Origin of the sequence: Streptomyces sp. DvalAA-43 (assembly GCF_900091725.1) — a bacterium.
GTDB lineage: Bacteria > Actinomycetota > Actinomycetes > Streptomycetales > Streptomycetaceae > Streptomyces > Streptomyces pulveraceus.
This window is the reverse complement of the sequence record NZ_FMBW01000071.1, coordinates 170,895-188,725: the sequence shown is the minus strand read 5'-3', so window position 1 is coordinate 188,725 and position 17,831 is coordinate 170,895. Positions and strand designations below refer to the sequence as shown.

At 70.5% G+C, this 17,831-nt stretch carries 16 protein-coding genes and 1 tRNA gene; 8 read left to right on the top strand and 9 right to left on the bottom strand.

The genetic code is table 11. From position 1 onward, the window contains the following. Nucleotides 1–83: 83 nt before the first annotated feature. Complete coding sequence (locus GA0115234_RS29060) at nucleotides 84–1,958, bottom strand: S9 family peptidase (protein ID WP_093547621.1); 1,875 nt, start codon at nucleotides 1,956–1,958, stop codon at nucleotides 84–86. A 70-nt stretch (nucleotides 1,959–2,028) separates the two neighbouring features. On the opposite strand from GA0115234_RS29060, the gene GA0115234_RS29055 reads away from it, so the two are divergent. Together GA0115234_RS29055 and GA0115234_RS29050 are read left to right on the top strand one after the other, a co-directional pair. Next, complete coding sequence (locus tag GA0115234_RS29055; RefSeq protein WP_093547619.1) at nucleotides 2,029–2,865, top strand: methyltransferase domain-containing protein; 837 nt, start codon at nucleotides 2,029–2,031, stop codon at nucleotides 2,863–2,865. Between the two features lie 41 nt (nucleotides 2,866–2,906). Continuing rightward, entirely contained in the window at nucleotides 2,907–3,296 is a 390-nt protein-coding gene (locus GA0115234_RS29050; RefSeq protein WP_093547617.1) for a nuclear transport factor 2 family protein, read from the top strand. 105 nt (nucleotides 3,297–3,401) lie between these two features. On the opposite strand, the gene GA0115234_RS29045 is transcribed toward GA0115234_RS29050, so the two are convergent. After that, entirely contained in the window at nucleotides 3,402–4,004 is a 603-nt protein-coding gene (locus GA0115234_RS29045) for a winged helix-turn-helix transcriptional regulator (protein ID WP_093548292.1), read from the bottom strand. Nucleotides 4,005–4,050: 46 nt separating this feature from the next. Here GA0115234_RS29045 and GA0115234_RS29040 point away from each other — a divergent pair, with 46 nt between their 5' ends. Then, nucleotides 4,051–5,505, top strand: coding sequence for an MFS transporter (locus GA0115234_RS29040; protein WP_093547615.1), 1,455 nt, complete (start codon nucleotides 4,051–4,053; stop codon nucleotides 5,503–5,505). 77 nt (nucleotides 5,506–5,582) lie between these two features. Here GA0115234_RS29040 and GA0115234_RS29035 read toward each other — a convergent pair whose 3' ends face one another. From GA0115234_RS29035 to GA0115234_RS29025, 3 genes are all read right to left on the bottom strand, one after another. Continuing rightward, nucleotides 5,583–6,389 carry an SGNH/GDSL hydrolase family protein gene (locus GA0115234_RS29035; RefSeq protein ID WP_093547613.1) on the bottom strand — a complete coding sequence of 269 codons (807 nt, stop codon included), beginning with the start codon at nucleotides 6,387–6,389 and terminating at the stop codon, nucleotides 5,583–5,585. Between the two features lie 374 nt (nucleotides 6,390–6,763). After that, on the bottom strand, nucleotides 6,764–6,934 hold the full coding sequence (locus tag GA0115234_RS29030) for a hypothetical protein (protein WP_176729302.1): 171 nt from the start codon (nucleotides 6,932–6,934) through the stop codon (nucleotides 6,764–6,766). 141 nt (nucleotides 6,935–7,075) lie between these two features. After that, a complete protein-coding gene (locus GA0115234_RS29025; protein ID WP_093547611.1) occupies nucleotides 7,076–7,480 on the bottom strand; it encodes a hypothetical protein in 405 nt (134 codons plus the stop codon). Nucleotides 7,481–7,645: 165 nt separating this feature from the next. On the opposite strand from GA0115234_RS29025, the gene sigJ reads away from it, so the two are divergent. Then, nucleotides 7,646–8,641 carry an RNA polymerase sigma factor SigJ gene (gene sigJ, locus GA0115234_RS29020; RefSeq protein WP_093547609.1) on the top strand — a complete coding sequence of 332 codons (996 nt, stop codon included), beginning with the start codon at nucleotides 7,646–7,648 and terminating at the stop codon, nucleotides 8,639–8,641. 30 nt (nucleotides 8,642–8,671) lie between these two features. On the opposite strand, the gene GA0115234_RS29015 is transcribed toward sigJ, so the two are convergent. Then, nucleotides 8,672–9,409: a TetR family transcriptional regulator gene (locus GA0115234_RS29015; protein WP_093547607.1), complete on the bottom strand. Its 738-nt coding sequence runs from the start codon at nucleotides 9,407–9,409 to the stop codon at nucleotides 8,672–8,674. A 58-nt stretch (nucleotides 9,410–9,467) separates the two neighbouring features. On the opposite strand from GA0115234_RS29015, the gene GA0115234_RS29010 reads away from it, so the two are divergent. Both GA0115234_RS29010 and GA0115234_RS29005 read left to right on the top strand, forming a co-directional pair. Continuing rightward, nucleotides 9,468–10,376, top strand: a complete 909-nt coding sequence (locus GA0115234_RS29010) for an SDR family NAD(P)-dependent oxidoreductase (protein ID WP_093547605.1) — start codon at nucleotides 9,468–9,470, stop codon at nucleotides 10,374–10,376. Nucleotides 10,377–10,555: 179 nt separating this feature from the next. Then, a complete protein-coding gene (locus GA0115234_RS29005; protein WP_093547603.1) occupies nucleotides 10,556–12,604 on the top strand; it encodes a PA14 domain-containing protein in 2,049 nt (682 codons plus the stop codon). A 376-nt stretch (nucleotides 12,605–12,980) separates the two neighbouring features. Here the strand turns inward: GA0115234_RS29005 and GA0115234_RS29000 are convergent. Both GA0115234_RS29000 and GA0115234_RS28995 read right to left on the bottom strand, forming a co-directional pair. Then, nucleotides 12,981–13,054, bottom strand: a tRNA-Pro gene (locus GA0115234_RS29000). 164 nt (nucleotides 13,055–13,218) lie between these two features. Beyond that, entirely contained in the window at nucleotides 13,219–14,157 is a 939-nt protein-coding gene (locus GA0115234_RS28995) for a metallophosphoesterase (RefSeq protein WP_093547601.1), read from the bottom strand. A gap of 79 nt (nucleotides 14,158–14,236) precedes the next feature. On the opposite strand from GA0115234_RS28995, the gene GA0115234_RS28990 reads away from it, so the two are divergent. After that, complete coding sequence (locus tag GA0115234_RS28990) at nucleotides 14,237–14,701, top strand: GatB/YqeY domain-containing protein (protein ID WP_093547599.1); 465 nt, start codon at nucleotides 14,237–14,239, stop codon at nucleotides 14,699–14,701. 105 nt (nucleotides 14,702–14,806) lie between these two features. Here the strand turns inward: GA0115234_RS28990 and GA0115234_RS28985 are convergent, their stop codons facing one another. Further along, entirely contained in the window at nucleotides 14,807–17,089 is a 2,283-nt protein-coding gene (locus GA0115234_RS28985; RefSeq protein WP_093547597.1) for a transglycosylase domain-containing protein, read from the bottom strand. Between the two features lie 386 nt (nucleotides 17,090–17,475). Here GA0115234_RS28985 and GA0115234_RS28975 point away from each other — a divergent pair, with 386 nt between their 5' ends. After that, complete coding sequence (locus GA0115234_RS28975) at nucleotides 17,476–17,826, top strand: WhiB family transcriptional regulator (protein WP_176729316.1); 351 nt, start codon at nucleotides 17,476–17,478, stop codon at nucleotides 17,824–17,826. Nucleotides 17,827–17,831: the final 5 nt, after the last annotated feature.

The window sequence follows — 17,831 nt, the reverse complement described above, 5'->3', positions numbered from 1 at the left end:
GGTCCCCGCTCCGGCCGCCCGGAGCGGGGTGCCGCCGACGGAAGCCCCCGGGCCCGGCCCCGCCTGCCGCCTGCGCCTGCCGGTTACGCGGCGGACGGACCCGGCTCCGGGGCCAGGTGGCGCCGGGCGAAGTCCAGTTCCAGGCGGACCTGCTTGATCCGCTCCTCCACGACGAGCGAACCGTGTCCCGCGTCGTACCGGTACACCTCGTGCACCGCGGCCCGGTCCTTCAGCCGGTCGACGTAGTTCTCGACCTGGCGGATCGGGCAGCGCGGGTCGTTGACGCCCGCCGAGATGTAGACCGGCGCCCGGACCGCGTCGACATACGTCAGCGGCGACGAGGCCTCGAAGCGCTCGGGAACCTCCTCCGGCGTGCCGCCCAGCAGCGTCCGGTCCATCGCCTTCAGGTCCTCCATCTCGTCGTGGTACGCCGTGACGTAGTCGGCGACCGGGACCGCCGCCAGGCCGAGGGCCCAGTCGTCCGGCTGCACACCGAGGCCGAGCAGGGTCAGATAGCCGCCCCAGGAGCCACCGGCCAGGACCAGCCGCTCCGGGTCCGCGAGGCCGGACTTCACCGCCCACTCCCGGACCGCGGCGATGTCCTCCAGCTCGATCAGGCCGACCCGGTGCTTGAGCGCGTCCGTCCAGGCGCGGCCGTAACCGGTGGAACCGCGGTAGTTGACCCGGACGACCGCGTAGCCGTGGTCCACCCAGGCGGCGGGGCCGGAGGCGAAGGCGTCGCTGTCGTGCCAGGTCGGGCCGCCGTGGATCTCGAAGACCGTGGGGAACGGCCCCTCGGCCGGGGCGGCGGGCCGCTGCACCAGCGCATGGACCCGGCCCCCGGGCCCGTCCACCCACGCGTCCTCCACCGGCACGGACGCCGGGGCCTTCGGACCGGGCGGATCGAGCACCACCGCACCCGAGGTGGACCGGATGACCGGCGGCTGCGCGGCCGAGGACCACAGATACTCCACCGTGCCGTCAGGCCGGGCCGTGGCACCCGACACCGAACCCGCGGGGGTCTCCACCCGGACGGGGGCGCCGCCCGCCTCCGGCTCGTACCGCCACAGGTCGCTGCGGGCCTCGAAGCCGTGCGCGATCAGCAGCGCGGAGGCGTCCGGATACCACTCGGCGACCACATCGCCGGGCAGATCGATCGCGAGGTCCGTCTCCTCGCCCGTCGTCGGATCCCAGATCATCGGCTCCCAGCGGCCCCGCCGCTGGTGCCCGACCAGGAGCCGGGTGTCCCCGGCGACGGGGGCGAAGCCCAGCACGGACAGGCCCAGCTCCTTCGTACCGCCCTCGGTGTCGTCCAGCTCGGCGACCGTCGTCCCGTCCGGCCGCACCACGCGCAGCGCGGAGTGCATCGCGTCGCCGTGCTCGGTGTGCTCCAGGGCGATCAGCGTCCCGTCATGGCTGAGGTCACCGACGCCCGCCGACTCGCGGTGGCGGTAGATCTCCACGGGCGCCGCCCCGGGCCGTACGACATGGATCGTCGTCCCGTCCTCGTCGGTCGAGCGGCCGACCACCGCCGTACCGTCGCGGCCGATCGCGAGTCCGGCCGGGTAGGAGGGGGCGAGGCCGGGCGCCGCCGGTTCGTCCACCACCGCACCCGGCCCGCCGTCCCCGGCGCCGTGGAACGGCTGGCGCATCCACACCCCGAACTCGTCGCCGTCGGTGTCGTCGAACCACCAGACCGACTCCCCGTCGGGCGTCAGCACCCCGTCCGTCGTGCCGTTCGGCCGGTCGGTGACCTGGCGCTGCTCGCCGGTGGCACGGTCCCATGCGTACAGCTCGTACGTGCCCGTGGCATTGGAGACGAACAGCGCGCGGTCGGGCGCGTCCTCCGCCCAGTCGGGCAGCGACACGCGCGGCGCCCGGAAGCGCTGCTCCCACTTCGGGGCGGAAGCGTGGGCCTGGGCGGAAGGGGCCTTCGTCGGGCCATTGGTCTCAGTCATGTCCCCCATTCTGCGTCGGAACGCCGACAATTCGTTCGCCTCGTCCTCAGCCTGTGGATAACCTCCCGGCATGCATGCATCGACCCCTGCCGACTGGCACGAGGCAAACCGCGCGCACTGGGACGAGCGGGTCCCGATACACGCCACGAGCGACTTCTACGACCTCGAATCCTTCCGCGCGGGCAAGGACGCCCTGCGCGACTTCGAGCTCGCCGAGGTCGGGGACGTCACGGGCAAGTCCCTGCTGCACCTCCAGTGCCACATCGGGGTCGACACCCTCTCCTGGGCCCGGCACGGTGCCGCACAGGTCGTCGGCCTGGACTTCTCCGAACCGGCCGTCGAGACCGCGCGCGCCCTGGCCCGTGAGCTCGGGTTCAGCCAGGACCGGGCGGCGTTCGTCGCGGCCGACGTCCACGACGCGGCGCAGGCCGTCCCCGACTCGTCGTACGACATCGTCTACACCGGCATCGGCGCGCTGAACTGGCTGCCCGACACCCGCCGCTGGGCCGAGACCGCCGCCTCGCTCGTGGCGCCGGGCGGCTTCCTCTACCTCGCGGAATTCCATCCGATGACGGACTGCCTCGACGACGCCACCGGGACGAAGGTCGAGCACGACTACTTCAGCCGCGACGCCTGGGTGGACGAGACGCCCGGCACGTACGCGGACTTCGACGCGCCCACCGTCCACAACCGCAGCGTCGAATGGCAGCACCCGATCGGCGACGTGGTGTCGGCGCTGGCCGCCGCCGGGCTGCGGATCGAGTTCCTGCACGAGCACGACGCCTCGCTCTTCGCCCGCTTCCCGACGCTGGAGCGGCAGAGCGACGGCTTCTACCGCTTCCCCGCCGACCGGCCGCGCATCCCGCTGATGTACTCCATCAAGGCGTCCAGGGCGGCCGATTCCTGAACCGCGGCCGATTGTCAGTGGTGGGGTTCAGACTCGGAACCATGACGACGACTGCCGATCTGCGCGCCGTGGCGGAGACGTACTGGAGCGCGGCCGAAGCCCGCGACTGGGACGCCTTCGCCGCGACGCTGGCCGACGAGGTGCTGTACGAGCTGCCGCAGGCGCGCGAGCGGATTCGCGGGAAGGACCGGTATCTGAGATTCAACCGGGAGCACCCCGGCGACCGGCGCGTCCGCGTCGAGCGCGTGGTGGCCGACGGCGAGGGGCGGCAGGCCGCCGTCCGTACGCGCTTCACGGCCGGCGCCGAGGAGCTGCACGCCATCCATTTCTTCGTGTTCGACGCGGCGGGGCGGATCAGCGGGATCACCGACTTCTGGCCCGAGCCGTACGAGCCCCCGGCGGGCCGGGAGCATCTCGTCGAGCGGTACTAGCGCTACCAGCGGTGTCGAGCGGCACCAGCAGTACCAAGAAGTACCAACGCTCCGAGCCGTCGACGCCGTCGAGCCTGAGGCCTCACCGCCGCCGGTCGCCGGTCGTCAGCTGTCGGACGGGCTCGACGCCCTGGGGCCCGAGCGGTCCCACCCGGGGGCGCGGACATCGACCGTCAGCGTGTTCATCACGACTTCCTCGCCGCAGGTGCGGCAGATCCACGTCGCATCGAGATCGTGCGCATGCGTGGGTGCCTGCGCATGCGCAGGCCCATCCGCCCGGCTGTCCGCCTGTCCATCCGTCTGTCCATCCGCCCGGCCGTCCGCGCCCGGCTCGTGGAGCATGACCACCGGCCGGTCCTCCCGCACCCACCGGTCGCCCCAGTCCAGCAGCGCCCGGATGACCGGCGCGAGGTCGCGTCCGGAATCGGTCAGGTGGTACTCGTAGCGCGGCGGGCGTTCGTTGTAGGGCCGCCGCTCCACCACCCCCGCCTGCTCCAGTGAGCGCAGCCGCACCGCGAGACGGTCGCGGGGCGCGCCGGTGTTGCGGGCGATCGCCTCGAACCGGTGGTTGCCGAAGAAGATCTCGCGCACCGCGAGCAGCGCCCATTTCTCACCCACCACATGCAGTGCCGCGGCGGCCGAGCAGGGCCGACCGGGCAGCGTGACCGTCGGGGCGGTACGGGCGTGGGGTTCCTGTGCAGCACTCATCACCACAAGGTTGCCATCTCAAACTCACTGGCGCTACCTTGCCGCCATGACAGTTGGAAAATCAAACCCACCCCCTCCGGCGCCGGCTGCTCGGGCGGCCACTTCCTCCTCTGCTTCCGCCCCCTCCCCGCCCACCTCGCGGGCCACCGTCTGGATCATCTCGGCCGGTGTCTTCGTGGTGAATCTCGACCTGTTCATCGTCAATGTCGCGGTCCCCGCACTCGGCGACGCCTTCGACGGCACGTCCCTCGCCTCGCTGTCCTGGGTGCTCAACGCGTACGCGATCGTCTTCGCCGCCCTGCTCGTCGTCGCGGGCCGACTGGCCGACCGGTACGGCCACCGCCGAGGCTTCCTTCTCGGGCTGGCGGTCTTCACCGTCGCCTCCGCGCTCTGCGCCCTCGCCCCGGGAGTCGGCTGGCTGGTGGCCGCCCGCGCGCTGCAAGCGGCCGGAGCCGCCGCGCTGATGCCGACGTCCCTCGCCCTCCTGCTGGTCAACACCCCGGCGGAGCGCCGCCCCCGGGCGATCCGGAGCTGGGCGGCGATCGGCGGCATCGCGGCCGGTCTCGGCCCGGTGGTCGGCGGTGTGCTGGTGGAGGCGGACTGGCGCTGGGTCTTCCTCGTCAACGTGCCGGTCGGCGTGATCGGGCTGCTCATGGGCGCACGGCTGCTGCCCGACGCCCGTCCGCACCGCGAGGGCCCCTTCCCGGATCTTGTCGGGGCGGTGCTGCTCACCCTCGCGATAGGCGCGCTGGCCCTCGCCCTGGTCAAGGCCGATGCCTGGGGCTGGAGTTCGCCGCGCGTCCTGGTCGCGCTGGTCGCGACGGCCGTCCTCGCCGCGGGCTTCTGGATGCGCTCCGCCCGGCATCCGGCCCCGGTCGTCGAACTGCCGATGCTGCGTACTCCGGTCTTCGCGACGGCCACCCTCGCGGCCCTGCTCTTCACCGTCGCGTTCGCGGCGATGCTGCTGACGTCGGTGCTCTGGTGCCAGCAGGTGTGGGGGTACTCGGCGATCCGTACCGGACTCGCCGTCGCGCCGGGGCCGTTGGTCGTGCCCGCGCTCGCGGTCCTCTCGGGACCGGTGGTCCGCCGGCTCGGGGCGGGGCGCACCGCGGCGGTCGGCTGCCTGCTCTTCGCCGCCGGGCTGGCCTGGTGGGCCGTCTCCCTCGGTACGGCTCCGGCTTACGCGAGCGATTTCCTCCCCGGCATGCTGGTCACCGGCATCGGCGTCGGTCTGGCCCTCCCGACCTTGGTCGGCGCGGCCGCCGCGGCGCTCCCGCCCACCCGTTTCGCCACCGGATCGGCCGTCACCACGATGGCCCGCCAGACGGGTTCGGTGCTGGGTGTGGCCCTGATGGTCACGCTGCTCGGTGCGCCGGACGGGCCGGGCGAGGCGCTCGACGCCTTCCGCCACGGCTGGTGGGCCGCCGCGGCCACCGCCGTACTCGCCGCGGTCGCCGCCCTGACCCTGCGCAGGCCGGGTGCCGCGTCGGACCCCGCCTGACCGGTGGCGGCAGTGCGGCGGGCCCCGGGAGAACCCCCGGTGGCCCGCCGCACTCCCGCACCTCTCTCGTCCGCGTCCTACGCGGCCGAGCGGAAGGCCGGGAGGTAACCGCCGGACTGACCGGCGGCCTTGGGGTGGTACGAGTTGTAGATCGGCAACGACACGCTGTGGAGCCACGGGTCACCGGAGCACAGCTCGTGCCCGGTGAACTCGTCGACCACGCTGGAGAACGTGAACCCGGCATCGGCGGCCTGCTTGGCGATGACCCCGTTCAGCACGTCGGACGCGTTGTTGATGGCGGACCGCTCCTTCTCCGAGAGCCCGGCGATACAGCTGCCGCTCAGCTGGTAGAAGCGCGGATAGCCCAGCACCACGACATGGGCCTGCGGGGCCCGTGAGCGGATGGAGCCGTAGAGCGAACTCAGTCCGGACGGCAGCGAGTTCTCGATCTGTGACACGGCCGTGCCGACGCTGCTGAGGCAGGTGGCCTCACCGGACAGCACGCAGTCCTGCATGACATCGGCGAACCCGACGTCGTTGCCGCCCGCGGTGACGCTGACCAGACCGGTGGACGAGTTCAGCGCCCCCAGCTGGGTTCCGGCCACCGAGCTGGTCGTGGCACCGGAACAGGCCACGAAGGCGAAGGACGAAGGGGAGTTCGCAGCGGCCCAGAGGTAGGGGTAGGCGTTGGTGCTGCGGCGGCAGTCGCCGCTGTCGGAAAGATAGCTTCCGGCACCGACGCCGGAGGAGTACGAGTCGCCGAGTGCGACGTATCCGCCGGCGGCGGCCGAGGAGTTCGCCGAGGCCGGCTGGGCAATGCCCAGCGCGGCCGCGGCGGCGAGGACCAGAGTGGATGCGGACGCCCAGAATCTCCGTACTGACATGGCTGTCAGCCCTCCGAAGTGTGGGGGGTGGGTGGGGGGTTGATTGAGCGCCACGTTTCTAGCAGCTATGGGTACCGGCCGGTAATAGCTGTGGAATAACTGGTCTGATATGCCCGAATGATCGTTCGGTCCTCATGGCTCCGCGCGTAGATAAACCCCCGGCCGAGACCCGAACGGGTGGCATTTCGGCCGGGGGTCGCAGAGTGTCACGGGCGCATCGGCACCCGGATTCACGTGCTCAGGGGCTCAGGGATTCACAGGCTCACGGTTTCACGGGCTCATGGACGCAGAAAAAACCGCCCTCCGCGGCGGCGATCCCCGAGGGGCGCCGCCGCGGAGGGCGGTTGTCGTTCGGTTCTACGGAGATACGAGGATCAGTTGTGGCCGAACCTCCGCTGCTTCCGGTGAGAGACCTGCTCCGAGATCGAGTGCACCGTGTCCTGGGCGGCTGTCGGCTGCGTCTGCTCCTTCGTCTCCGGAGCAGTGCTGCGTTCATGGCCGCCGGTGCGGGCACCGCGGTTCTGTCGACTCTGCTTCTTGCCCACGATCGTGCCTCCTGTTGCGGAACTCGGACGATGGGCCATCACCAGATTCGCATGTAGGTACGAAAGGTGCATTCTGGGTAGTAGGCGCCAGGTGCGACTCCCCCTCCCCGAGTGCGTTCCGAGGCGCGACCTCGGTGGCGGCTACGAGCGGGTGCCGGTGCTCCCCGGCGAGCGCGCGGTCAGTACCTGGCCCAGGGCCAGCACGCTCAGCCCGAACATCAGGACGCCCAGGGGTACGTGGAGCGACGGCTTGTGCGCGATGCCCAGCACCACCTGGACCGAAGCGAGTACGAGGAAGCCGGACGCGTACAGGATGGGGCGGGGCGCACCGCCGCCCGGCCGCCAGGCCAGGACCGCGGCGAGTACGTACAGCATCGACGCGCCGTACATCACGCGCGCTCCGACGCCGTGCAGCGCCTCGCCGTAGGACGTGGACAGCAGCAGACCGGCAGTGGTCGCCTGGAAGAAGATGGCCAAGGTCTGCAGCGCTATCGCGACCTGCAAGAACGTGACTCTGCCCGGTGCTGCCGTCGTCCGTGTGGTCATGACACGGTCCCCCTCTTCTGCCTCGCGGCGGTGGATCAGTAATGTCTCGGTAGTTCGACGACGCAGGCCCGCGAAATGTGAGGCCGGGCGAGCAGGTCCGCGAATGAGCAGCCCCCCGGCTGAGCACAACCGCGGCTGAGGAGAACCAGGGAGCGGTCACGGCCAATGAGCACCCCCTCCGAACCAGCACACGCCCCCGCCGAGTCGGCATACGTCCCCTCCGAACCAGCACACGCCCGCACCGAACCGGCCCCGAGCGTGATCGCCGGTGAGCGGCGCCGACTGATCAACCTCGCGTACCGGCTGCTCGGTTCACTGGCCGAGGCGGAGGACGCCGTACAGGAGACCTACGCCCGCTGGTACGCGATGCCGCGGCGCCGGCAGGAGGCCGTCGAGTCGCCCGCCGCCTGGCTGACGACGGTGGCCGGCCGCATCTGCCTGGACGTGCTCGGCTCGGCACGGGTCCGGCGCGAGGCCTACGTCGGCGCCTGGATCCCCGAGCCGCTGCCGGACCGTACGGAGTGGTTCAGCGGGCGGGCGGTCGGCGCCGGGTCGGAGTCGGCCGACCCCGCCGACCAGATCACCCTGGACGAGTCGGTGGACATGGCCTTCCTCGTCGTACTGGAGTCGATGACACCGGCCGAACGCGTGGCGTTCATCCTGCACGACGTCTTCCGGTACCCCTTCGCGGAGATCGCCGAGATCGTGGACCGGACCCCCGCGGCCTGCCGGCAGCTGGCATCCTCGGCGCGTCGGCGGGTCCGCGCCGCGCAGGCCCCGGCGGTTCCGGCGGCCGGGCAGACCGGCCTGGTGCGGCGTTTCAAGGAGGCCTGGGAGGCCAGGGACATCGGGGCCCTGGTCGGCCTCCTCGACCCCGACGCCACGATGACCGCCGACGGCGGCGGCCTGGTCGGCACCGTCCTCCGCCCGGTCCGGGGCGGCGACCGCATCGCCCAGTACCTGATCCACATCGCCGACAAGGCCCCGGGCCTGACACTCCTGGAACGGACGGTCAACGGCCGGCCCGGCCTGGTCGCCCAGCACGCCGGCGTCCCCGTGACCGTGGCGGCGTTCAGCCTCACCACCGACCGCGTCACACACATCTGGGCGGTCCGCAACCCGGAGAAACTCCGCCCATGGACCGAGCCCCGCCAGAGCTGACCCGCCCATGCCCGCACGAGGCGTACGGCCTCAGCCCGCTCCCTCTTCCGCGTGGGCCTCGGTACGGGCTTCGGTACGGGCTTCCGCGCGGGCGGCGTACCCGGTGAGCAGGGCGCTCAGGACGTCGCTCAGCCTGGGTTCGACATCGACGACGGAGTGGGACAGCTCGGGATCGGTCTCGTAGAAGGCGCGCAGCCGGGTACCGGGGGCGGCCATCTGCCACAGGGCCCCGGCCATCGAGGTCGCGGTCGTCACGACGGCGCGCGCCTGGTCGGCGTCGAGTGGGGTGATCGCGCACAGCGCGTCGCCGATGCTCGCGACCTCCGCGATGGCACCCCTCTTGAACGTCCGGACGGTGTCGGTGGACACGTTCCGCTCCAGGCTCAGCGGGGTGTGGGCCAGTAGATCGCAGAACAGCGGGCGGGCCACCAGCGTCCCGGCCAGTGCGTCGGCGATCGAGCGGGCGCTCCGGTCCCACTGCTGTCCGTCGGCCCCGGTGCAGGGTGTGACGGCACCGAGGCGGCCGCGTATCTCGGCGGACCAGTCGCGCCAGGCGGTGCCCGCCAGGCGCAGGAAGATGTCCTCGCGCGTCTCGAAGTAGCGCAGCATCGCGGACTTGTGCATGCCGACCTCGCCGGCGATGGCGGTCATGGTCACCTCCCGCACGCCCCTCGCCGTGGCGAGTCGGGCCGCCGCCGCGAGGATCACGGCCTCGCGAGCGGCCTTGGCCTCAGGGCTGCGGGCGCGCAGGAAATCAGCCGTGCTCATACCTCCATCCTAACGAAACCAGGTTGTGCTAATAACGCAACCGTGTTTCGGTAGAACCATGAACACGCCTGCCCACCCCCACCCTCAGCCCCAGCCCCACACCTGGTTCATCACCGGTTCGTCCCGTGGCTTCGGCCGCAACCTCGCGAGCGCCGCGCTGGAAGCGGGCGACAACGTGGTGGCCACGGCGCGTAGGCCCGAGCAGCTGGAAGACCTCGTGCGGCAGTACGGAGACCGCGTCCTGCCCGTCCCGCTCGACGTCACCGACCGGTCGGCCGCCGTGGCCGGGCTGCGTGCGGCGGTCGACCGGTTCGGCAGGGTCGACGTGGTCGTCAACAACGCTGGTTACGCCAACGCCTCGGCGATCGAGACCACGCCCGAGGACGACTTCCGCCGTCAGTTCGACACCAATTTCTGGGGTGTCTACAACGTCTCGACCGAGGCGGTCCCGGTCCTCCGGGCACAGGGCGGCGGCACGATCGTGCAGTTCTCGTCCATCGGCGGCCGCGTCGGCGGCACCCCCGGACTCGGGTCCTACCAGGCGGCCAAGTTCGCCGTGGACGGCTTCACCCGGGTGCTCGCGGCCGAGACGGCGCCGTTCGGCATCACGTGCCTGGTCGTGGAGCCGGGCGGATTCGCCACGGACTGGGCCGGAGCCTCGATGCGGATTCCGGACGTCCCGCCGGAGTACGACGCCACGGTCGGCCGGATGGTCCGCCTGTTCGGTGACGCGGCCGCCCAGGGCGACCCGAAGCGGGCGGGCGAAATCCTGGTACGCGTGGTCAAGCACCCCGCCCCGCCTTCACACCTGATCATCGGGGCAGGTGCCGTCCAGATGGCACGGGCTTACTCGCGCGGCCAGCTGGAGGAAGCGGCCACCTGGGAAGCGGTGAGCCGGTCGGCCGACTTCAACCAGCCCCCTGTCGACCTGCCCGCCCCGACGCCGGAGGCGGGACACCGGTCATGACGCCGTCCACGGACAGGAGGGGCGCCCGTCACCGATCCCGGCCGACGACCGGCCGATCCAACTGCCGGCCCCCGCCGGTCACGAGCCGGATCTCCCGGCCTACAACCAAGCGTGTTCCTCGCGAGTCTTGATCGTCGGCGGTCACATCCCGCCGTCGAGGACCAAGACCGAAGGAACGCATGAACCGACCAAGAAGCTCGACGATCGCCACCGCAGGCGCCGTCGTGCTCGCCACCTCGGGCGGGCTGCTCGCCGCGGCCGGTCCCGCCTCCGCCGCAGTGACCTGCGCGTCACCCGTCTTCAAGCGGACGTTCTACGCGAACACCACCTTCTCCGGGACTCCCAAGGGCACGGACTGCGACTCCGTGATCGACCAGAACTGGGGCACCGGCGCACCCGGCTTCAAGGGCATGCCCGCCGACAACTTCGGCGTCCGCTGGTCCACGAACCGCGACTTCGGCTCCGGCGGACCCTTCGCGTTCACCGCCTCCTCCCGTGACGGCATACGCGTCTACGTCGACGGCGTCCGCAAGGTCGACTTGTGGAAGAACGTCGCCACCACCGTCTCCAAGACCGTCAACGTGACCATCCCGTCGGGCAAGCACAGCCTCCGCGTGGACTTCGTCAACTGGACCGGCGCAGCCAACGTCAAGTTCGCCTACGCCCCCCGCACTTCGGCGACCGTCGACAAGGTCAAGCCGCTCGTCCCGACGGGGGCTACCGTCACCTACAGCACGGCGACCACGTCCACGAAGGTCAGCTGGGCCAAGAACAAGGAGATGGACCTCGCCGGGTACCGCGTGTACCGGCGGCTGAAGGGTGCCTCATACCCCGCGAAGCCGATCGCGACCACGACGTCCACCTCGTACACCGACACGACCGTCCCGAAGGACGGCAACGTCTACTACTACGAGGTCCGCGCCTACGACAAGGCCGGTAACGCCTCCGCAGGCACCGCCGACCTCGGTATCACCACACTCGACCGGACCGCTCCCGCCGCCCCGAAGGGCGTCGAGGACAACTGGGCCATGGGCCACCCGGACAAGATCACCCTCTACTGGGACAGCAATACCGAGTCCGACCTCGCCGGCTACCGCGTGTACCGCTCGACCTCCTCCCCGGTCGCCCTCACTCCCGAGAACCGGCTGACCGGCGACACGTTGTCGGGCGGCGGTTACAGCGGGCCCCTGCCCCAGACCGGCGACGTCTACTACTACGTCGTCACCGCCGTCGACACGCACGGCCACGAGTCGGCGGCCTCGGGCACGGCGATGTACTACACCCGCGACCGGACGGGCCCGGTGGACACCGCCCTCGACGCGCGGGCTTCGGAGAGCGAGGCGGGCGTCACGCTGACCTGGGAGGCCTCCGAGCGGACCAGCCACGACTTCGCGGGCTACTCGATCTTCCGGTCGCGTCAGCCGCGCACCGTACCCGGGGCCCAGCGCGAGGAAGTCGGCAAGGGGGTGAGGGGCACCACCTTCACCGACGCCGCCCCGCCGCCCGGCGTCACGTATTACTACGGGGTCGTCGCCCTGGACCACGCGGGGAACGGGGGCACCCCTTCCCAGGAGGTCACTGTCGCCGTCACCGGCAACACGACCGCCCCCGCACCGGTCACCGGCGTGACGGCCACCCCGAAGAAGAACGGCGTCACCCTTTCCTGGGAGGCGAGCAACACACCCGGCTTCGACCACTACCGCGTGCTGCGCGGCACCCTCGTCGACGGGCGGTGGACGTACATCCCGGTGCAGGATCCCTGGACCCTGCGGCCGCGGGAGATCACGGCGACGACCTTCCACGACGCGGTCCCGGCCGACGGGCAGCAGGCGCGCTACAGCGTGGTCGCCGTCGACCAGTACGGCAACCAGCTCACCCCGGACACCGGCGCGACCCTCGCCGACGTCACCGAGCTGGACCTCCGCCCGACCGCCCCGCCGGCGACCGGCGCTCCGCTCACCTACCTCAGCACGAGCCTCGGCGGCCGGATCTCCTGGGGCAGCACCGGCGACAGGAACGAGAACGGCAGCCGGATGTCGGGTGTCGCTGTCCACCGGTGGAACCCGGAGACCGAGGCCTTCGACCTGATCGGCGTGGACGACACCAGCGCCGGATACTGGTGGGACAGCACCCAGCCGGCCGGCACCACGGTGTACTACCGCGTCACGGTCCGCTACGAGGACGGCACCGAGTCCGGCGCGTCCCAGACCGCCGCCGTGACCGACTGAGCACACCCGCACCGAGCGCAAGCGGGTGGCACTCCGCCAGGGGGGACCGGAAGTTGAACTTCCGGCCCCCCTCGCCCTGTTGTCGGCGTCGCATGCACTCACCAGCGTCAAGCCCGACGGCCGCTCCTGGTTCGCCTTGTCATAGCGCTCGGGGTTCCGCCCCTCACTGGACAGTTCGGTACCTGGCCCGGTCCTGGCCAAGCGCCTGCGCGGGGTTGAGGGAAGCGTGGTCAAGACAGAGTCGGGCAAGATCCGCAGGCAGGCCGGGAGAAGCCGACCAAGATCTTCTCCTGGGTTTCTCCCGAACGGTCTCCGGAAACCACTCAGGGGCCTGATCCACTAAGTGGATCAGGCCCCTGAGCTGGTCTTACTGCTGTCGGGGTGGCGGGATTTGAACCCACGACCTCTTCGTCCCGAACGAAGCGCGCTGCCAAGCTGCGCTACACCCCGATCGCCGCCGGTGTCCTGGCGACATCGATTACTTTAGCCCACCCGCGCCCGCAGACGAAATCCGGTTTCGGTGCCGCTGAGTGGGGGGCAGGGCCGGAACGCCGCCGCGGGCGGCTGCGGGCGGGGTCATGGGCGGGACTGAGCCCCCAGCAGCGGCCGGGGGCTCAGTCCCGGGCCGTCAGGGTCAGGAGGGTCGCCTCGGGCGGGCAGGCGAAGCGGACCGGGGTGTAGCGGTTGGTGCCGCAGCCGGCGGAGACGTGGAGGTAGGCGCGGTGATCGTCCACGGAGTGGCTGGAGAGGCCCTTGACCCGGTCCGTGTCCAGGTCGCAGTTGGTGACCAGGGCTCCGTAGAAGGGGATGCAGAGCTGGCCGCCGTGGGTGTGGCCGGCCAGGATCAGGGGGTAGCCGTCCCTGGTGAAGGCGTCCAGGGAGCGCAGATAGGGGGCGTGGACCACGCCGATGGAGAGGTCGGCGCCCGTCTCGGGGCCGCCCGCCACCTCCGCGTAGCGGTCGCGCTTGATGTGCGGGTCGTCCAGGCCGGTGAAGGCGATCTGCAGGCCGTCGACCTTGAGGTGGCCGCGGGTGTTGGACAGGCCCAGCCAGCCCGCCTCGTCGAAGGCGTCGCGCATCGGTTCCCACGGGTTGTGGACGACGCCGACCGCGGGGGCGTTCCCGTTGAGGCCGTGCTTGCCGTGGGCCTTCTCCAGGAGGTAGCGGGCGGGGTTGCGGAGCTTGGGCCCGTAGTAGTCGTTGGAGCCGAAGACGTACACCCCCGGGAACTCCATCAGCGGGCCGAGCGCGTCGAGCAGCTCGGGCACGGCCTCGGGGTCGGAGAGGTTGTCGCCGGTGTTCACGACGAAGTCCGGGCGCAGGCCGGCCAGCGACTGGAGCCAGGCGCGCTTCTTGCGCTGGCCGCTCACCATGTGGATGTCGGAGACCTGGAGCACGCGCAACGGGCGTGCCCCGTGCGGGAGTACGGGGATGGTGACCCGCCGCAGGCGGAACGAGCGGGCCTCGAATCCGGCGGCGTAGGCGAGACCGGCTGCGCCGATCGCCGCGCCGACTGCCGTGACTTTCAGGGGTACTCCGTAGCGTGCGCGCATGCGTCCATCGTCGCAGACACCCTGCGGCCAGCAGAAAACCGGCGGGCGCCGGGCGCCCCGTACCTGCCACAATCAGCACATGACCACGCTCAAGTCCAAGCTCAAGGAAGACCTCACCACGGCCATGAAGGCGCGTGACGAGCTGACCTCGTCCACGCTCCGGCTGACCCTCACCGCCATCACGAAGGAGGAGGTCAGCGGCAAGACGGCCCGCGAGCTCTCCGACGACGAGGTGCAGAAGGTGATCGCCAAGGAGGCGAAGAAGCGCCGCGAGGCGGCCGAAGCCTTCTCCCAGGGCGGCCGGACCGAGCAGGCCGAGCGTGAGAAGGCGGAGGGCGAGATCCTCGACGCGTACCTGCCGAAGCAGCTGAGCGACGACGAGCTGGGCGCGATCGTGGCGTCCGCCGTCGAGGAGGCCAGGGCCGCCGGGGCCGAGGGGCCGCGCGCGATGGGCGCCGTCATGAAGATCGTGAACCCCAAGGTGGCGGGGCGCGCGGACGGAGGCCGGGTGGCCGCCTCGGTGAAGAGGCTTCTCGCGGGCTGAGCCCGCGCCGCGTACGTGGAGTACGCGCTCCTTGTAGATATGACGGTGGGGTGCCCCGGACCGGGATCGGTCCGGGGCACCCCACCGTCATATGAGCCGCGTGGGTCAGGGGCCCTGCGTGCCGGTGCCGGTCTGGCCGTGGTTGTCGCCGTTGCCGTTCCCGCCTCTGTTGTTTCCTCCGCCGTTGTCCCCGCCGGTCATCCCCGGCGGGATGCTCATGCCGGGGAAGGGGTTGCCGCCGCCGGGCTTCTTGTTGCCCGAGCCGGGCTGCCCCTTGTCCCGGCCGCGGTTGCGGCCCTTGCCCCGGTCGTCGCTCTTCTGCGGGTCCGGGATGTCGACGGTGTTGAACGGGGTGGCGGCCACTCCGTTGAGGGCGCCCGTCATCGCGTCACGCCAGATCGGGCCGGGGACCTGTCCGCCGTACACCTTGGACTGGTACACGCCACCGATCGTGATGTTCTCCATCTCGACACTCTGGGACGGGCTGCCGACCCAGACGGCACCGGACATGTTCGGCGTGTACCCGACGAACCAGGCGTTCTTCCGGGCGTCGGTCGTACCGGTCTTGCCCGCGTTGTCGCGGCTCTGCAGACCGGCCTGCTGGCCGGTACCGGAGTCGACCACGCCACGCAGCAGGGTGTTGACGGTGTCGGCCGTGGTCTGGGACATCGCCTGCGAGCAGGTGGTCTTGGGCACGGGCAGCGAACTGCCGTCGGCCTTCTTGACCGACTCTATGGCGATCGGCGTGCAGAACGTACCGCGGTTGGCGAAGGCGGCGTACGCGCTGGCCATCGTCAGCGGCGACAGACCGTTGGAGCCCAGGGTCAGGGTCGACGGGTTCTGCGGGAGCTTGGTGCCGTCGCCCTGCACCACGCCGAGCTTGTCGGTCATCCGCGAGACCGGGCACATGCCGATGTCCTGGAGCATCTCGACGAAGTAGGTGTTGACCGACTTCGCCATCGCCTCCTTCAGCGCGTACGGGCCCTTCTCGGACTCGCTCTCGTTCTCCAGGTGATACTTCGGCACACCGTCGTTGACCCACGGCTTCCCGCAGGACTGCACGGTGTCCGGGTAGTCCATCTCGTACGGGGACGGGTAGCTCTGGGTGGCCGGCTTGCCCCCCTCTATGGCCGCGGCGGCGAGGAACGGCTTGAACGTCGAACCGGTCGGGAAGCCGTAGTTGGAGCCGCCCATGGACTTGTTGACCGAGTAGTTGTACTGGGTCTCGTTGGTCCCGAAGCCGTACGGCTTGGACTGGCCCATGCCCATGATCTTGCCGGTGCCCGGCTGGACCAGCGTCACAGCCGTCGCGACCTTGTCCGACTTGTAGACGTGGTTCCTGATCGAGCTCTGGACCGACTGCTGGGACTGCGGGTCGAGCGTCGTCCGGACCGTCAGGCCGCCCTGGTTCCAGATCTTGGCCCGGTCCTCCTTGGACTTGCCGAAGACCGGGTCGGTGAGGAAGACATGGCGTACGTAGTCGCAGAAGAAGCCGGCCCCGCTGACGGCGGTGATGCAGCCGTTCTTCGGCTTCTTGACCTTCAGCTTGATCGGGCGTGCCTTCGCCTTGTCGGCCGCGGCCTGCGAGACGTTCCCGACGTCCGCCATGCGCTGGAGCACGGTGTTGCGGCGCTTGGTCGCCTCGGCCGGGTCGTTGACCGGGTCGTAGCGGCTCGGCGACTGCACCGTACCGGCCAGCAGCGCGGCCTCCTCCAGCGTCAGGTCCTTCGCCGACTTGGAGAAGTAGCGCTGGGAGGCGGCCTCGACGCCGTATGCCTGCTGCCCGAAGAAGGTGATGTTGAGGTAGTTCTCCAGGATCTTCTTCTTGCCGAGCTCTTCCTCGACCTGGATCGCGTACTTCAGCTCCTGGACCTTGCGGCCCAGAGTCTGCTGGGTGGCCTGCGCGACCTTGTCCGGGTCGTCGCCCGCCTCCTCCACGAAGACGTTCTTCACGTACTGCTGGGTGAGGGTCGACGCGCCCTCGGCCGTTCCGCCCGTCTGCACATTGCGGTTCAGCGCGCGCAGGATGCCCTTGAGGTCGACCGCCCCGTGCTCGTAGAAGCGGGCGTCCTCGATCGCGACGATCGCCTGCTGCATGTACGGAGAGATGTCCTTCAGCGGGACCACGGTGCGGTCACGCGAATACACCGAGGCGATCATCCCGCCCTTGCTGTCCAGGATCGTGGTGCGCTGGCTCAGCGGCGGAGTCTTGAGATTGGCCGGGATCTCGTCGAACCCCTCGACCGTTCCCTTGGTCGCGAGACCCAGTGCTCCGGCGGCCGGCAGCGCGATGCCCGCGAGCACAACTCCGGAGAGTGCGGCGACACCGAGGAACTTGGCGGCCTGCTGGGTCGTCGAGAGACCCCCGCCCGAGCGCTTCTTTGGCATGGGGGCAGCCTACGTTCTCATTCGCCGGACACACGTATATGCCTTGGCCTAAGCTGCTCTCAACTGTCACAGCAGTCCGGTTCCGTATCAACCCCCGTGCATGACCCGGCCACGAGCTCAGGCGCTCCCGAATTCACCTCGTGTGTCATTGAACGTCCGTTGTGATCCAGGTGAACTGTCCCGATTGCGACGGGATAGTCGCGTATGCCCTCGCCTCACTCCCCTGGGTGATCTGCCGCATACGCATAGTCCGTTCGGGCCATTCAAGATTGGGCCCGAAGGGGGTGTTGTGCTGTCGCCACCTTCCGTAACGTCCTCAACTGGCAGCGGTGAATATGCCGCTGCCGCCGTGGGGGAGCCTCGATTCGGGAGAGGACGGCGCCGTGATGGGCTGGGTAACCGACTGGAGTGCGCAGGCAGCCTGCCGCACTACCGATCCGGATGAACTGTTCGTACAAGGGGCAGCGCAGAACAGGGCCAAGGCGGTGTGCACCGGATGCCCGGTGCGGACCGAGTGCCTGGCCGATGCGCTGGACAATCGCGTCGAATTCGGCGTGTGGGGCGGAATGACCGAGCGGGAGCGCCGCGCACTGCTGCGCAGGCGGCCCACCGTCACGTCCTGGCGCCGGCTGCTGGAGACCGCGCGCAGCGAGTACGAGCAGTCGACGGGCATCCTGCCCGTGGCGATCGGACTGGACGACGACGAACTGCACGAGAGGTTCGCCGCGGTGGGATAGGACGA

What these genes read in the sequence shown, in the direction of transcription:
- GA0115234_RS29055 (WP_093547619.1), top strand. Translation starts at nt 2,029, where the DNA reads ATGCATGCATCGACCCCTGCCGACTGGCACGAGGCAAACCGCGCGCAC.
- GA0115234_RS29040 (WP_093547615.1), top strand. Translation starts at nt 4,051, where the DNA reads ATGACAGTTGGAAAATCAAACCCACCCCCTCCGGCGCCGGCTGCTCGG.
- GA0115234_RS28985 (WP_093547597.1), bottom strand. Translation starts at nt 17,089, where the DNA reads ATGCCAAAGAAGCGCTCGGGCGGGGGTCTCTCGACGACCCAGCAGGCC.
- GA0115234_RS29035 (WP_093547613.1), bottom strand. Translation starts at nt 6,389, where the DNA reads ATGTCAGTACGGAGATTCTGGGCGTCCGCATCCACTCTGGTCCTCGCC.
- GA0115234_RS28990 (WP_093547599.1), top strand. Translation starts at nt 14,237, where the DNA reads ATGACCACGCTCAAGTCCAAGCTCAAGGAAGACCTCACCACGGCCATG.
- GA0115234_RS29015 (WP_093547607.1), bottom strand. Translation starts at nt 9,409, where the DNA reads ATGAGCACGGCTGATTTCCTGCGCGCCCGCAGCCCTGAGGCCAAGGCC.
- GA0115234_RS29050 (WP_093547617.1), top strand. Translation starts at nt 2,907, where the DNA reads ATGACGACGACTGCCGATCTGCGCGCCGTGGCGGAGACGTACTGGAGC.
- GA0115234_RS29005 (WP_093547603.1), top strand. Translation starts at nt 10,556, where the DNA reads ATGAACCGACCAAGAAGCTCGACGATCGCCACCGCAGGCGCCGTCGTG.
- GA0115234_RS29010 (WP_093547605.1), top strand. Translation starts at nt 9,468, where the DNA reads ATGAACACGCCTGCCCACCCCCACCCTCAGCCCCAGCCCCACACCTGG.
- GA0115234_RS29060 (WP_093547621.1), bottom strand. Translation starts at nt 1,958, where the DNA reads ATGACTGAGACCAATGGCCCGACGAAGGCCCCTTCCGCCCAGGCCCAC.
- GA0115234_RS28995 (WP_093547601.1), bottom strand. Translation starts at nt 14,157, where the DNA reads ATGCGCGCACGCTACGGAGTACCCCTGAAAGTCACGGCAGTCGGCGCG.
- GA0115234_RS29025 (WP_093547611.1), bottom strand. Translation starts at nt 7,480, where the DNA reads ATGACCACACGGACGACGGCAGCACCGGGCAGAGTCACGTTCTTGCAG.
- sigJ (WP_093547609.1), top strand. Translation starts at nt 7,646, where the DNA reads ATGAGCACCCCCTCCGAACCAGCACACGCCCCCGCCGAGTCGGCATAC.
- GA0115234_RS29045 (WP_093548292.1), bottom strand. Translation starts at nt 4,004, where the DNA reads ATGAGTGCTGCACAGGAACCCCACGCCCGTACCGCCCCGACGGTCACG.
- GA0115234_RS28975 (WP_176729316.1), top strand. Translation starts at nt 17,476, where the DNA reads ATGGGCTGGGTAACCGACTGGAGTGCGCAGGCAGCCTGCCGCACTACC.